Raw genomic sequence first — 14521 nt, forward strand, 5'->3', positions numbered from 1 at the left:
CACCTACCGCAGCGCGGGCCGGCTGCTCATCATCGGCGCGCTCGATGCCGCCGAGCAGGCGGCGGCCCTTGTGGCCGATGTGCTCAATGTCACGCTGTTTACGCAGGGCCCGGGCAATGCCGGCGGTGCGCAGGCACGCCGCTTTCCGGTGCTGGGCGGGCGCATGACGGCCCTCACGGGCTGGCTGGGTGCCTTCGAGTTGCAGTGGTCTGCCGACAACCCGATCGATCTGGATCTTTGCACGCGCTGCAACGCTTGCGTGGCGGCCTGCCCCGAGAACGCCATTGGGCTCGATTACCAGATCGACCTGGCGGCGTGCCAGTCGCACCGCGCCTGCGTGAAGGCCTGCCAGGTGGCGGGGGCCATCGATTTCAACCGTGAAGCGGCCCAACACCAGGACCGGTTCGATCTGGTGCTGGACCTGCGCCCCGCGCACGCCACACCCACCTTCCTGCAGCACGCGCTGCCCCAGGGCTACTTCCGCTGGGATGGGCGGGACATGGGCATGCTGCTGCGCCTGCGCGAACTGGTGGGCGAGTTCGAGAAGCCCAAGTTCTTTGCCTACAAGCAAAAGCTCTGCGCACACAGCCGCAACGAAACCGTGGGCTGCAATGCCTGCGTGGACATCTGCTCGGCAGAGGCCATTGCCAGCGACCGAAGCCGACAGCAAATCAAGGTGAACCCCAACCTGTGCGTGGGCTGCGGTGCCTGCACTACCGTGTGCCCCACGGGCGCGCTGACCTATGCCTATCCGGGTGCAACGGACCAGGGCCTCAAATTCAAGACCCTGCTGTCCACCTATGCGGCGGCAGGCGGCAAGGATGCCGTGCTGCTGCTGCACAGCCAGGAGGGCGGCCAGGCCCTGGTGGAAGAGCTGGGGCGCGCGGCCCAGCTCAGAATTGCACAGGGGGTTCCGGCGCATGTGATTCCGGTGGCTTTGTGGCACACCGCCAGCACGGGCGTCGACCTGTGGCTCAGCGCCGTGGCGTTTGGCGCCTCGCAGATCGTGGTGCTGGTGACCCAGGAGGAGGCGCCGCAATACTTGGACGGCCTGGAGGCGCAGATGGCGGTGGCACAGGCCATCCTGCATGGCCTGGGGTATGCCGGCATCCACCTCAAGCTGCTGCGTGCACGCAACCCCATAGACCTCGACGCCGGCCTTCAGGCCCTGTCGCAGACCCGCCAGACCGTGCCGGGAGCAGCCGCCCGCTTTGCCGTGGCGCAGGAAAAGCGCAGCACGCTGGAATTGGCGCTTGACCACCTGATCGCGCACGCGCCTTTGCCTGCAGCGCAGCGGCCCGAGGCCGTCGCACTGCCGGCGAGCGGCTCGCCGCTGGGCACTGTCACGGTCGACAAGGACCGTTGCACACTGTGCCTGAGCTGCGTGAGCGCCTGTCCGGCCAGCGCGCTGCAGGACAACCCCCAATTGCCCCAGTTGCGATTCATCGAGCAGAACTGTGTGCAATGTGGCCTGTGTGTCACCACCTGCCCCGAAAATGCCATCGCGCTGCAGCCGCGCCTGCTGCTCGCGCCCGAGCGTGCACAGCTGCGCGTGCTCAACGAGGCCCAGCCCTGGGCCTGTGTGCGGTGCGCCAAACCGTTTGGCACCGTGAAGGCGATCGAAGCCATGCTGGGCAAACTGTCGGCCCACCCGATGTTCCAGGGCGAGGCGCTGGAGCGCCTCAAGATGTGCAGTGACTGCCGTGTCATCGACCTGTATTCCTCCCAAAGCGAAACGAAAGTGACCGACCTGTGAGCGATTCCCTCTCCCTGACGGCGGCCGGCAGCTCGGCGCTGGACGAAGAAACCGCGCGCGCCGAACTGTATGGCCTGCTGGCGCAGCTGTATTACGCACGCCCCACGCCCGAAACCCTGTCGGCATTGCGCGTGGCCGTGACCGAGGCGCCGATGGAAGGCGGCTTTCTGCAGGAGCCGTGGCAGCAACTGGTGGGGGCCGCACGGGCACACGATGATGCGGCCATTGCCGCTGAATTCGACCGCCTGTTCGGCGGAGTGGGCAAGCCCGCGGTGTTTCTCTACGGCTCGCACTACCTGAGCGGCTTTCTGAATGAGAAGCCGCTGGTGCGCCTGCGCAGCGACCTGGCGGCGCTGGGCCTGGCCCGTGAAGAGGCCATGCCCGAAACCGAAGACCACGTGGCCTACCTGTGCGAAGTGATGCGCTACCTCATCGCGGGAGACGACGTGGCTGTCTGCAACCTGACGGCGCAGCGCACTTTTTTTGCCGCCCACCTGCAGCCGTGGGTGCGGCAGTTGTGCGACGCCCTGCTGGGGCAGCCTGCCGCCCCCTTTTATGCTGCGCTGGCCCATTTCACGCGGGCTTTCATCGAGGTGGAAGCGCAGGGTTTCGACATGCTCGACTGAGAGCGCGGCCCGCTTCGCGAGCAACCCCTTTGCCTGCAAGGGCGGGGGAGGGCATTTCAGCCAATTGCGGGGATGGCCGCCCTCGCATAGACTGTATGCAAATTAGTTCATAACCGCCAGCCATCGGGAGACAGGCATGCTCGACCGCCAACCCCCCTCTTCACGCCGTAAATTCTTTGCTGGCGCTGCCACCGCAGGTGCGGCCGCAGCCGCCGTGGCAGCGCTGCCAGGGGGGTGCTCCTGTGCCGGCCGCGCAGGCCGAGCCTGCCCGGCCAGCCCCTGAAAAGGGTGGTGGCTACCACGTGTCAGCCCACGTCAAGCAGTACTACAAAACCACGCAACTCTGATCGTGGGAGACGCCATGTTGCTAACCAAGAAGTCTTCGCACGCCCGCCAGGGCGCTTCGTCGTCTGTTTCGCCGTTCGTGCACAGCCTGCGCCGCGGCTTGTCGCAGGCACTGCCCACCATGGACCGCCGTTCGTTCCTGCGCCGCTCGGGCCTGGGCGTGGGCGTGGGTATCGCCGCTTCGCAACTCACGCTGGTGCGCAAGGCGGGTGCCGCTGACGGCGCCAAGGCCGGGATGGGCGACAGCAAGATCGAGGTGCGCCGCACGGTGTGCTCGCACTGTTCGGTGGGCTGCGCGGTGGACGCTGTGGTGGAGAACGGCGTGTGGGTGCGCCAGGAACCCGTGTTCGATTCCCCCATCAATCTCGGGTCCCATTGCGCCAAGGGTGCAGCCCTGCGTGAACATGGCCACGGCGAATACCGCCTGCGCTATCCAATGAAGCTGGTCAACGGCAAGTACGAACGCATCAGCTGGGACACGGCGCTGACCGAAATCACCGACAAGATGCAGGAGTTGCGCAAGGCCAGCGGCCCTGACAGCGTGTACTTCATCGGCTCGTCGAAGCACAACAACGAGCAGTCGTACCTGTTGCGCAAGTTCGTGAGTTTCTGGGGCAGCAACAACTGCGACCACCAGGCACGTATCTGCCATTCGACCACCGTGGCGGGCGTGGCCAATACATGGGGCTACGGCGCCATGACCAACTCGTACAACGACATGCAAAACAGCAAGGTCGCTCTGTACATTGGCTCGAATGCGGCCGAAGCCCACCCGGTGTCCATGCTGCACATGCTGCACGCCAAGGAAACCGGCTGCAAGATGATTGTTGTGGACCCGCGCTTCACCCGCACGGCCGCCAAGGCCGACGAATATGTGCGCATCCGCTCGGGCACGGACATTCCTTTCCTTTTCGGCCTGTTGCACCACATCTTCAAGAACGGCTGGGAAGACAAGAAGTACATCAACGACCGTGTCTACGGCATGGACAAGGTACGCGAAGAAGTCCTGGCCAAATGGACTCCCGACAAGGTCGAGGAGGCCTGCGGCGTCAAGGAAGACCAGATGTTCAAGGTCGCCAAGATGCTGCACGACAACAACCCCGGCACCATCGTCTGGTGCATGGGCCAGACGCAGCACACCATCGGCAACGCCATGGTGCGCGCCTCGTGCATCCTGCAATTGGCGCTGGGCAACGTGGGCAAGAGCGGCGGCGGCACCAACATCTTCCGCGGCCACGACAACGTGCAGGGCGCTACCGACGTGGGCCCCAACCCCGACTCGCTGCCCGGCTACTACGGCCTGGCCGAAGGTTCGTGGAAGCACTTCGCCAATGCTTGGGGTGTGGACTACGAGTGGATCAAGGGCCGCTACGCTTCGCCTGCCATGATGAGCAAGAACGGCATCACGGTGTCGCGCTGGATCGACGGTGTGCTGGAGAAGAACGAGCTGATCGACCAGGATTCGAACCTGCGCGGAGTGTTCTATTGGGGCCACGCACCCAACTCGCAGACGCGCGGCCTCGAGATGAAGCGCGCCATGGACAAGCTGGACCTGCTGGTGGTCGTCGACCCCTACCCATCGGCCACCGCGGCCATGGCGGCCATGCCGGGCAAGCCCGAGGACCTCAATCCCAACCGTGCCGTTTATTTGTTGCCGGCGGCCACGCAGTTCGAAACCAGTGGGTCGTGCACGGCTTCGAACCGCTCGCTGCAGTGGCGCGAAAAAGTGATCGAGCCTCTGTGGGAAAGCCGCAGCGACCACATGATCATGCACCAGTTCGCCGAAAAGCTCGGCTTTGCCAAAGAGCTGTCGAAGAACTACAAGATGCAGAAGGTGAAGGGCATGGATGAGCCCGTGCCGGAAGACATCCTGCGTGAAATCAACCGCTGCGTCTGGACCATCGGCTACACCGGCCAGAGCCCGGAACGCCTGAAGGCCCACATGAAGAACATGCACCTGTTCGACGTGAAGACCTTGAAGGCCAAGGGCGGCAAGGACAAGGAAACGGGCTACGACTTCACCGGCGACTATTTCGGCTTGCCATGGCCGTGCTATGGCACACCCGAGTTGAAGCACCCTGGTTCACCCAATCTGTACGACACCTCCAAGCATGTGATGGACGGCGGCGGCAACTTCCGCGCCAACTTCGGCGTCGAGAAGGATGGTGTCAACCTGCTGGCCGAAGACGGCTCGCATTCGCTGGGCTGCGAGATCACCACGGGCTACCCCGAGTTTGACCATGTGCTGCTTAAGAAGCTGGGCTGGTGGGATGACCTGAGCGATGCCGAGAAAGCCAAGGCCGAGGGCAAGAACTGGAAGACCGACCCTACCGGAGCCATCATCCGCGTGGCCATGAAACACGGTTGCCACCCCTTTGGCAACGCCAAGGCCCGTGCCGTGGTGTGGAACTTCCCCGACGCCATTCCGCAGCACCGCGAGCCTATCTACGGCACGCGCCCCGACCTCGTGGCCAAGTACCCCACGCACGACGACAAGAAGGCCTTCTGGCGCCTGCCCACGCTCTACAAGAGCCTGCAAGACAAGAACGTGGCCGACAAGGTGTCGGAGAAATTCCCGTTGATCATGAGTTCCGGGCGTCTGGTCGAATACGAGGGCGGCGGCGAGGAAACCCGCTCCAACCCCTGGCTGGCCGAGCTTCAGCAGGAAGCCTTTGTTGAAATCAACCCGAAGACGGCCGCCGATCGGGGCATCCGCAATGGCGAACGTGTGTGGCTGAGCACGCCGACCGGCGCACGTCTCAATGTGCAGGCGCTGGTCACCGAGCGGGTGGGGCCGGACACGGTGTGGATGCCGTTCCACTTCTCCGGCCGCTGGCAAGGCGCCGACCTGCTCGCGCACTATCCCAAGGGGGCAGCCCCTGTGGTGCGCGGCGAGGCCGTGAATACCGCCACGACCTATGGCTATGACAGCGTGACCATGATGCAAGAAACCAAGACCACGATCTGCAACGTGGAGCGGGCGTGAGCGCGCCGCACTGACGAGGAGACAGAACAATGGCACGAATGAAATTCATCTGCGATGCAGAGCGCTGCATCGAATGCAATGGCTGCGTTACCGCCTGCAAGAACGAGCACGAGGTACCGTGGGGGGTGAACCGCCGCCGTGTGGTCACCCTCAACGATGGCGTGCCCGGCGAAAAGTCCATCTCGGTGGCCTGCATGCACTGCAGCGATGCGCCCTGCATGGCGGTGTGCCCGGTCAACTGTTTTTACCGCACCGACGAAGGCGTGGTGCTGCATGACAAGGACGTTTGCATCGGCTGCGGCTACTGCAGCTATGCCTGCCCGTTCGGTGCACCGCAGTTCCCTTCGCAAGGCACCTTCGGCGTGCGCGGCAAGATGGACAAGTGCACCTTCTGCGCTGGCGGCCCCGAGGCCAACGGTAGCCAGGCGGAGTTTGAAAAATATGGCCGCAATCGCCTGGCCGAAGGCAAATTGCCCGCCTGCGCCGAAATGTGCTCGACCAAGGCCTTGCTGGCGGGTGATGGCGACGTGGTGGCAGACATTTTCCGCAACCGCGTCGTGCAGCGCGGCAAGGGTGCCGAGGTGTGGGGCTGGGGTACGGCCTACGGCACGCAGCAGGGCGGCCAGCCGCCCGCAGGAGGCAAGTCATGATGCGCGCATCCATCACAACACTGGTGGCGGTGCTGGCCCTTGCCGGGCTGGCCGCCTGCACCGAAAAACCGCAGACCGGTGGCGGCGTGAGGCAGGACACCGCTCCGTCGGCTGGCACGGGCAGCAACTTCACCCAGCCGGGCTGGAAAGCAGGCGACAAGACAGGCTGGGAGCAGCAGTTGAAGGCGCGGCAGCAGTACGGCCAGAACGAATACACGCGCATCCGCTGAAGCGAGGTCCGTCATGAAACACTTAGTGTGTGCCTTGGTGATCGGAGCGTGCGCGGCGTGGGCGCCTGCGATGGCCCAGCCGACCGCGCCGGCTACTGCAGAGGCGGCGGCCTCGGCGCCGACCGTGGGTGGCGTGCAGAGCCAGAACATTTTCCAGGTGAAGCCTGACGCGAGCGCCGATCCCGGCTATGCCGACCAGACCAATGGCGAGCGTGCCAAGGTGCAGCCGGGCAACAACGCACCCATGTGGCGACAGGTGGGGCAGGGCGTGACCGGCTACAGCAGCCTGCCGCTGACGCAGGCGCCCGAGGCGGGCAACCTCATCCAGTCCATGGTGCAGTACCCTGGCGCGCGCGTGACCAACGCGGGCGAGGCCTGGCGCCAGGTGCGCAACCGCTGGATCATTCCCTATGGTTCGGCCCTGCTGGGCCTGGTGGTGCTGGCCCTGGCCCTCTTCTATTTCACCAAGGGCCCGATGGGCCACGACCACCCCGAGTCGACGCGCAAGATCGAGCGTTTCACGCCCTTTGAGCGGGCTGCGCACTGGGCCAATGCGGGCGCCTTCATCGCGCTGGCGGTCTCGGGCATCATCATGGCTTTCGGCAAATTCTTCCTGCTGCCGGTGATTGGCGCGACGCTGTTTGGCTGGCTTGCCTATGCACTCAAGAACGTGCATAACTTCATGGGGCCGTTGTTTGCCGTGTCGCTGCTCGTCATCATCGTGACGTTCGTGAAGGACAACATCGCCAACCGGGCCGATTTCGTGTGGCTGAGCAAGGGCGGCGGGCTGCTGGGCAAGGGCGACCACCAAGTGCCTTCGCACCGCTTCAACGCGGGCGAAAAGGGCCTGTTCTGGTGGGGCATCACGATTCCTGGCGTGGTCGTGGTGGCCACGGGCCTGGTGCTTGACAAGCTCATCCCCGGCGTGGGCGAACTGCGCGGGCAGATGCACATCGCTCACATGATCCATGCCGCGCTGGCGATCTGGATGATGGCGCTCATCATGGGTCACATCTACATGGGCACGGTGGGAATGCGGGGTGCCTACAAGGCCATGAAGACGGGCTACGTCAGCGAAGGCTGGGCCAATGAACACCACGAACTGTGGGCGGACGACATCCGCGCCGGCAAGATTCCGGCGCAGCGCAGCGGCTTGACCGCGCCAACCGAAGGCGCCGCCCATGCGGCACAGGCAGTGAGGCCCACATGACGATTCGCATGCACCATTTCCTGCTGGCCGCCCTGGTGGCCGGCGCATCCCCGATGGCGCTGGCCAAGTTGCCGGCCCCGACGCCCGAGGCCCAGGCCAAGGCGGCAGAGGCGGCGGCCAAGGCCGCTTGGGGGGGTAAGGTTGACGCTTTCAAACTGTGCCAGTCCCAGGACAAGGTGGCCGCGCACTACCGTCGCACCGCGGCGGATACCAAGCCTGCCACGCCCACGTCGGGTTGTAACGATCCCGGCCCCTTTGCCTATACGCCGCCCCAAGACAAGCCGCTCGAATCATCGGGTGCGCATTCCCCCGCGGGCACTGCCACGAGCCCGCCCAGCATCGTGATGCCTGCGGCATCGATGCCCAAGCCCTAGACCTGAACGCGGCTGCGGCATTGCACCTGCGTACTGGTGGGCGGGTGCGCAATGCGTGTACCCTGGCTGCATGAAAGACGCATCCGATTCCACGGCCCACGCCTTGCCGCGCCTCACGCAGGCGCACGCTCCCCTCACCCATGCCGTCGAGGTGGTGAACGAGCGGGGCGAGCGCGAACAGGTCCATATTCCTGCCGAGCGGCCCCTCACCGTTTATGTGGACAAGCGCGAACTCGTCACGCTGATGACGTTGGGTGCGCTGCCCGAGTTGCTGGTGCTGGGTTACCTGCGCAACCAAAGGCTGGTGCAATCGGTGCACGACATCGAGTCGATTACCGTCGATTGGGACGTGAACGCCGCGGCTGTCAAAACGCGCAGCGGCATCGATCGCATCGAAGAGCGCACGGCGGCGCGCGTGGTCACCACGGGTTGCGGCCAGGGCAGCGTTTTTGGCGGCTTGATGGACGAGGTCGACCGCATTGCGTTGCCGGCTGCGCAACTCACGCAGGCGCAGCTCTACGGCATCGTCAACGCCATCCGTCTCAAGGAGAGCACCTACAAATCGGCCGGATCGGTGCATGGCTGCGCGCTGTTTCGCGGTGATGAGCTGCTCACGTTCGTGGAGGATGTCGGCCGGCACAACGCCATCGACACCATTGCCGGCTGGATGTGGATGCAGGCCGAGGCCCCCACGCCGGGTGGCGCCGCCCCATCTGCGGCGGCGCCTTCGTCTGATGGCACCATGTCGGGCGCCGACAAGGTGTTCTACACCACGGGCCGGCTTACCAGCGAAATGGTGATCAAGTCCGCCCAGATGGGGGTGCCCATCGTCGTCTCACGCAGCGGCATGACGCAGATGGGCCACGCCGTTGCGCAGCAGCTTGGCCTGTGCGCGATCGGCCGTGCCACCAACCGGCGCTTCGTGTGCTACAGCGGCGCCAGCCGGCTCCTGCTGCAGCCTGAACTGGCGGGAGTGGCTGCCGCCCCCGCAGGGCTGCCGGGCTAAAGGTCTTTCCCGCAGCTTTTGACGCACGCGTATCCCCTGCAGAAAAGACCATGCAGGGGCAAACCAGCGTCGCGGTTTGGCCCGTGTGCCACCCCTGCAAAAAAGAGGGGCCGAAGAGGTTCTCTGTCCCCCGCCTCGCCGCCAAGCTCGTCGATCCCTCTACCCGTCCGTTCGTCTTCACAGACATGTCCGTACGGCAGAATCCTGTGAGGTCACCTGCTGCTCGCTGTTCCCGTACGCCAATCGTCTTTGCCGCAGCCCATGACTGAGTGTCCGCCGGTGCGTGCATCGCGGAGTCTTGCGGCCACGGCAGGGCCAACGCGTGCGGGCAGGGCGGAAAAGCAGGGTGGCATGATGGCGGCCATGCAAGAACCGAATGTTCCGGGCGACCGGTATCGCACAGGGATCTCCCCGCCCGCGCCGGCGGAGGCCCTCGCACAGGCACCGCAGCCCGTGCCGGCCGTGGCGCACGGCGCCCGGCCTCTGTCGTGCTGGCTGGTAGACGGCCTGCGTGCGAATGGCTTTGCGCTGCCCCGCCATGGTGCGGCGACCCCCACGCCCTGGCAACTGATCGTCCTGGTCGGGCTGGCGGAGGCCGTGGTGCTGGGCCTGGCCCGTCTGCAGGTGAGTGGACCGGCGGAATTCAGCCTGCGCTCTGCGCTGGCGCAGCAGTGGCCGGCAGCGCTGGTGCTGTGGTTCGCATGGTGGGCCATGGCACCCGCACGCCAGCGGCAGGGTGGGGTCGACGCCGCGGGCAATGGTGGGTTGGCCGCCTGGTTCGTGCTGTTCAGCTGGGCCGCCCTGGTGCCCTTGATGCTGGCCGAACTGCTGCTGGCTTCCGATGCACGCTGGCCTGCACTCTGGCAAGGTGGCGTGCGCGACCTGGCTTTCGGAGGGGCGCTGGCGGCGCTGCTCGCCTGGGCTTTGGCCGCCTTGGTGGTGGTAAGCCGGCGTTTCATCGGCTCGGCCTGGCGCACGGGGGTGTTCAGCACGGCAATGGTGGCCACCATGGGTTTCGCGTCGTGGCAATTTCCCGAGCCGCCCTGGATGCCCGTGGAGCAGGCGCCGGCCGACTCGCCGCAATTGGTGCTGTCGCAGTCGTTGTTCGAGGCGCAGCAGGCCTTGTGGCAGCGGCAGGTGCAGGCCCTGGCGGGGCCCCGCAGTGACCGTGTCGAGGTCTACGGGCTTGTCTTCGCGCCCTATGCCAGCGAGAACGTCTTCCGGCGCGAGAGCACCATGGTGCGTGAGCTGCTCGAGCAGCGGTTTGATGCACGGGGCCGCGTCGTCCACCTTCTCAACCACGCCGAGACCGCCGCGACCCATGTCTGGGCCACTCCCCAGAACCTGCAGCGCGCGGTGGCCGCGCTGGGCGCACGCATGGACCGCGAGCGCGATGTGCTGGTGGTCTACATGACGTCGCATGGAGGCCAGAACCACCAGCTGGCCGCATCGCACTGGCCGTTGGACGTGCCCCCCGTGGGGCCCGAGATGCTGCGCCAGGCCCTGGACGAAGCCGGTATCCGCAACCGCGTGATTGCGGTGTCGGCCTGTTATTCGGGTGGCTGGGTAGAGCCGCTGGCCGGTGACGACACGCTGGTCATGACCGCCGCCGATGCCACCCACACTTCGTACGGCTGCGGCAGCCGATCCGAACTGACGTTCTTTGGCAGGGCCGTCTTCGATGAGCAGTTGCGCACCACCTGGTCGTTTGCCGACGCCTTCGCGCGCGCAGTGCCTGTGATCGCCGAGCGCGAGGTGGCGGCAGGCAAGGAGGACGGTTTTTCCAATCCGCAGATACGGGTGGGCTCCCGCATCGCGCCCGTCCTCGAAGCGCTCGCCCTGCGGTTGTCGCGGCAGGACGCGGTGGCCAGCGCAAATCCCTAAAGCCGCGCCCGTGGGCGCATTTGCGCTAAGGTCCGCTTCCATGAAACTGTCCTTTTTTCGCCTGGGCCTGCGCACGCTGGTGCGCGACCTGCGTGCCGGCGAACTGCGCCTGCTCATGGTGGCCGTGACGCTGGCCGTGGCCGCATTGACTTCGGTGGGGTTTTTCGCCGATCGCCTGCAGGGCGGGCTTGAACGCGATGCCCTGCAATTGCTGGGCGGCGATGCCGTGGTGGCCAGCGACAACCCCACGCCGCCGGCCTTTGTCGAGCATGCCCGCGCCTTGGGGCTGCGCACAGCGACCACCATGGGCTTTCCGACCATGGCACGGGCCAGCGAACGCCAGGGCGGCGCCAGCAAGCTCGTGGCGCTCAAGAGCGTCGAGCCCGGCTATCCCTTGCGCGGCAGCCTGCAGCTGGCCGATTCGCCCGACGCCCTGGGGCAGCCCAGCCGGGACATCCCGGCGCGCGGCGACGTGTGGGTGGACGCTGCGCTGCTTGAGGCGCTGGAGCTTTCGATGGGCGACACGCTGCTGCTGGGTGATGCGCAGTTCCGCATCGCACGCATCATCGTCGTTGAGCCCGACCGGGGTGCGGGCTTCATGAGCTTTGCGCCGCGCGCCATGCTCAACCAGGCGGACGTGCCGGCGACCGGCCTGGTGCAGCCCGCCAGTCGCATCACCTATCGCTTTGCAGTGGCCGGTGCGCCGGCGGCGGTCAAGGAGTTTGCTGCGTGGGCTGCCGCTGAAGCAAAGAAGCCCGACGTGCACGGTGTGCGCATCGAATCGCTCGAAAGCGGGCGCCCCGAAATGCGCCAGACGCTTGACCGCGCGCAGAAGTTCCTGAACCTCGTCGCCCTGCTGGCCGCGCTGCTTTCGGCCGTGGCTGTGGCGCTGGCGGCGCGCGGGTTCGCGGCCGATCACCTCGATGCTTCGGCGATGCTGCGCGTGCTGGGCCAGAGCCAGCGCACCATCGCCGGCGCCTACACGACCGAATTCGCGCTCATCGGCCTGTTTGCCAGCGCCCTGGGCGTGGCGCTGGGATACCTGGTGCACAACGTGTTCGTGCTGCTGCTGGCCGGGCTGGTGGAGTCGGCTTTGCCGGCGCCCAGCCTGTGGCCCGTGGCTTTTGGCCTGGGCATGGGGATGACGCTGCTGCTGGCCTTTGGTTTGCCGCCGGTGCTGCAGTTGGCCCAGGTGCCGCCGCTGCGGGTGATTCGGCGCGACCTCGGCGGGCTCAAGCCGGCGTCGCTGGCGGTGCTGGGCGTGGGGGTGGCCGGGTTTGCGGCGCTGCTGCTGGCCGTGAGCAGCGATCTGGTCCTTGGCCTGATCGCCGTGGGCGGATTTGCCGGGGCCGTGGCACTGTTTGCGCTGTTGAGCTGGCTGGCGGTAAAGCTGCTGCGGCGCAGCGTGAACGAGGCCACCGCGCCGCGCTGGCTGGTGCTGGCCACGCGGCAGATTTCGGCGCGGCCGGCCTACGCCGTGGTGCAGGTCAGCAGTCTGGCTGTGGGCCTGCTGGCACTGGTGCTGCTGGTGCTGCTGCGCACCGACCTGGTCGCCAGCTGGCGCCAGGCCACGCCGCCCGATGCGCCCAACCGCTTCGTCATCAACGTCATGCCCGAGCAGGCCGGTGCTTTCCAACAGGCGCTGAAAGATGCGGGCGTGCAGCGTTACGACTGGTATCCCATGATCCGCGGGCGCCTGCTTGCGGTCAACGGGCGGCCGGTGGGGCCCGACAGCTACAGCGAGGACCGCGCCAAGCGACTGGTGGACCGCGAGTTCAACCTTTCCACGGCCGTGCAAGCGCCTGGTCACAACCAGGTGGTGGCCGGCCGCTGGACGCCCGGTGAGGAAGGCGCCATCAGCGTGGAGGAGGGCATTGCGCAGACCCTCGGCCTGCACCTGGGCGACCGCCTGCAGTTCGACATCGGCGGCGTGCAGAACGAGGCGCGCATCACCAGCCTGCGCAAGGTGGACTGGGGCTCGATGCGTGCCAACTTCTTCGTGATGTACCCGGTGGCCAGCCTGCCGGGCGTGCCCGTGACTTACCTTGCCGCCTACCGTGCGCCCGACAAGGTGGGTTTCGACAATTTGCTGGTGCACCAGTTTCCCAACATCACCAATGTGGACATGGGCGCCACCATCACGCAGGTCCAGCGTGTGCTCGAGCAGGTGATCCAGGCGGTGGAATTCCTGTTTGCCTTCACATTGGCGGCAGGCCTGGTGGTGCTGTTCGCTGCGGTCACGGCAACGCGCGAGGAACGCGCTCGCGAGTTCGCCATCATGCGGGCGGTGGGCGCGCGCGCCAGCCTGCTGCGCCAGGTCCAGCGTGCAGAACTGGCGGGGGTGGGCTTGCTGGCGGGCTTTCTTGCCAGCACCGTGGCCGTGGCCGTGGGCTGGGCGCTGGCGCGCTATGCCTTCGATTTCCAGTGGACGGCGTCGCCGCTCGTGCCACTGGCCGGCAGCGTGGCGGGGGCGTTGCTGGCGCTGGGGGCTGGATGGTGGGGGTTGCGCGAGGTGCTGCTGCGCCCCGTGGTCGAGACCCTGCGCCGCGCTTCCGAATAGTATTTGCTACTTTTTCGATAGCTTCTGACGACCGTGTAGCAAGCGCCATGGCGCAAAATGGCACAAAACAGGTTGAGGGTTGCCTTGGCGTGGATTGCTCCCGCTCTGCAGCCTTGGGTGGGGCGCTCTACGGTTTCGCTTCGCCTGCCACGGGCTCTGCGAGGCGCGTCGGGCGGCTGCCGTTCTGAGCCGCGGTGCAGCGGGGGCTGTCGGGGGACTGCCATGGGCATCACGACGAGACCCGTTGTATGGCAGGCGGAAGGTATGGCGCTGCCCCTCTTCCTTTCAGCCACTAGCGCTCACCAGCTCAACAACCGAACAACCGAACGACCGAACGACCGAACGACCGAACGACCGAACAATTGCAGCTTTCGGATTGGGTTGGGCCGAGACGAGCTGGGCTGGGCGGTTGGGAAGCGGAGAAGCGGAGCCGCCTGCGTTTCCCCGGCCAGTTACCTGCCGCGGGTGTGGCTTAATTCTTGATGCATGTCAAAGTCGGGTCAGGCGCGCATGGCATGCTTGCAGGCATGAGCACATCACTGACCGAAACCCAGCGCCAGCAACTGCGTGGCGCACTTGAGCAACGCAAGGCAGCGCTGCTGTCCGAACTGGGCGAGATCCAGCGCGACACCCTGTCTGCCTTGGGCGATGCGGTCGGCGCAGAGCGGTCCGACGACCAGAAGGATCAGGCCGACCGCATGGCGCAGAGCACCGTGCGTGATGCGGAAGCCACGCGCGACCACGACGAACTGGTCGCCGTCCGGGCTGCCCTGGCCCGGGTGGCCGACGGCAGCTATGGCGAATGCACCGAGTGCGGCAAGCCGGTGGGCACCGAGCGCCTGTTTGCCCAGCCGGCGGCAGCACGCTGCATCGTCTGCCAGTCGGCGGCCGAAG

General features: G+C 66.2%; 11 protein-coding genes and 1 pseudogene. All 12 read left to right on the top strand.

The window, feature by feature from the left end; all coding sequences use genetic code 11:
- Nucleotides 1-1756, top strand: a 1756-nt coding sequence (locus ACDELDRAFT_RS12320) for a 4Fe-4S binding protein (protein ID WP_005797147.1), incomplete at its 5' end; no start/stop codon positions are given.
- Nucleotides 1753-2382 carry a TorD/DmsD family molecular chaperone gene (locus ACDELDRAFT_RS12325; RefSeq protein ID WP_005797149.1) on the top strand — a complete coding sequence of 210 codons (630 nt, stop codon included), beginning with the start codon at nucleotides 1753-1755 and terminating at the stop codon, nucleotides 2380-2382. The genes ACDELDRAFT_RS12320 and ACDELDRAFT_RS12325, both read left to right, overlap by 4 nt.
- Nucleotides 2383-2518: 136 nt before the next feature.
- A pseudogene (locus ACDELDRAFT_RS25710) lies at nucleotides 2519-2729 on the top strand (formate dehydrogenase).
- Nucleotides 2730-2743: 14 nt separating this feature from the next.
- A complete protein-coding gene (locus ACDELDRAFT_RS12335; RefSeq protein ID WP_005797151.1) occupies nucleotides 2744-5713 on the top strand; it encodes a formate dehydrogenase subunit alpha in 2970 nt (989 codons plus the stop codon).
- Nucleotides 5714-5742: 29 nt separating this feature from the next.
- Nucleotides 5743-6363 (top strand): formate dehydrogenase FDH3 subunit beta, encoded by a 621-nt coding sequence (gene fdh3B, locus ACDELDRAFT_RS12340; RefSeq protein WP_005797152.1) that lies wholly within the window; start codon nucleotides 5743-5745, stop codon nucleotides 6361-6363.
- Nucleotides 6360-6593 carry a hypothetical protein gene (locus ACDELDRAFT_RS12345; RefSeq protein ID WP_005797154.1) on the top strand — a complete coding sequence of 78 codons (234 nt, stop codon included), beginning with the start codon at nucleotides 6360-6362 and terminating at the stop codon, nucleotides 6591-6593. Before fdh3B ends, ACDELDRAFT_RS12345 begins: the two co-directional genes overlap by 4 nt.
- Nucleotides 6594-6606: 13 nt before the next feature.
- Nucleotides 6607-7803, top strand: coding sequence for a formate dehydrogenase subunit gamma (locus ACDELDRAFT_RS12350; protein ID WP_005797155.1), 1197 nt, complete (start codon nucleotides 6607-6609; stop codon nucleotides 7801-7803).
- Nucleotides 7800-8177: a hypothetical protein gene (locus tag ACDELDRAFT_RS12355; protein WP_005797157.1), complete on the top strand. Its 378-nt coding sequence runs from the start codon at nucleotides 7800-7802 to the stop codon at nucleotides 8175-8177. Before ACDELDRAFT_RS12350 ends, ACDELDRAFT_RS12355 begins: the two co-directional genes overlap by 4 nt.
- A 70-nt stretch (nucleotides 8178-8247) precedes the next feature.
- The gene (locus tag ACDELDRAFT_RS12360; protein ID WP_005797159.1) at nucleotides 8248-9183 is read left to right on the top strand and encodes a formate dehydrogenase accessory sulfurtransferase FdhD; all 936 of its coding nucleotides are present in this window, start codon (nucleotides 8248-8250) and stop codon (nucleotides 9181-9183) included.
- A gap of 363 nt (nucleotides 9184-9546) precedes the next feature.
- Nucleotides 9547-11067, top strand: coding sequence for a C13 family peptidase (locus tag ACDELDRAFT_RS12365; RefSeq protein WP_232504763.1), 1521 nt, complete (start codon nucleotides 9547-9549; stop codon nucleotides 11065-11067).
- 40 nt (nucleotides 11068-11107) lie between these two features.
- Nucleotides 11108-13627, top strand: coding sequence for an ABC transporter permease (locus ACDELDRAFT_RS12370; protein ID WP_005797163.1), 2520 nt, complete (start codon nucleotides 11108-11110; stop codon nucleotides 13625-13627).
- A 527-nt stretch (nucleotides 13628-14154) separates the two neighbouring features.
- On the top strand, nucleotides 14155-14521 hold a 367-nt coding region (locus ACDELDRAFT_RS12375), incomplete at its 3' end, for a TraR/DksA family transcriptional regulator (RefSeq protein ID WP_040329044.1).

It is taken from the genome of Acidovorax delafieldii 2AN, assembly GCF_000175235.1.
Taxonomy (GTDB): Bacteria; Pseudomonadota; Gammaproteobacteria; order Burkholderiales; family Burkholderiaceae_C; genus Acidovorax; species Acidovorax delafieldii_B.

What these genes read in the sequence shown, in the direction of transcription:
- ACDELDRAFT_RS12335 (WP_005797151.1), top strand. Translation starts at nt 2,744, where the DNA reads ATGTTGCTAACCAAGAAGTCTTCGCACGCCCGCCAGGGCGCTTCGTCG.
- fdh3B (WP_005797152.1), top strand. Translation starts at nt 5,743, where the DNA reads ATGGCACGAATGAAATTCATCTGCGATGCAGAGCGCTGCATCGAATGC.
- ACDELDRAFT_RS12345 (WP_005797154.1), top strand. Translation starts at nt 6,360, where the DNA reads ATGATGCGCGCATCCATCACAACACTGGTGGCGGTGCTGGCCCTTGCC.
- ACDELDRAFT_RS12350 (WP_005797155.1), top strand. Translation starts at nt 6,607, where the DNA reads ATGAAACACTTAGTGTGTGCCTTGGTGATCGGAGCGTGCGCGGCGTGG.
- ACDELDRAFT_RS12355 (WP_005797157.1), top strand. Translation starts at nt 7,800, where the DNA reads ATGACGATTCGCATGCACCATTTCCTGCTGGCCGCCCTGGTGGCCGGC.
- ACDELDRAFT_RS12360 (WP_005797159.1), top strand. Translation starts at nt 8,248, where the DNA reads ATGAAAGACGCATCCGATTCCACGGCCCACGCCTTGCCGCGCCTCACG.
- ACDELDRAFT_RS12365 (WP_232504763.1), top strand. Translation starts at nt 9,547, where the DNA reads ATGCAAGAACCGAATGTTCCGGGCGACCGGTATCGCACAGGGATCTCC.
- ACDELDRAFT_RS12370 (WP_005797163.1), top strand. Translation starts at nt 11,108, where the DNA reads ATGAAACTGTCCTTTTTTCGCCTGGGCCTGCGCACGCTGGTGCGCGAC.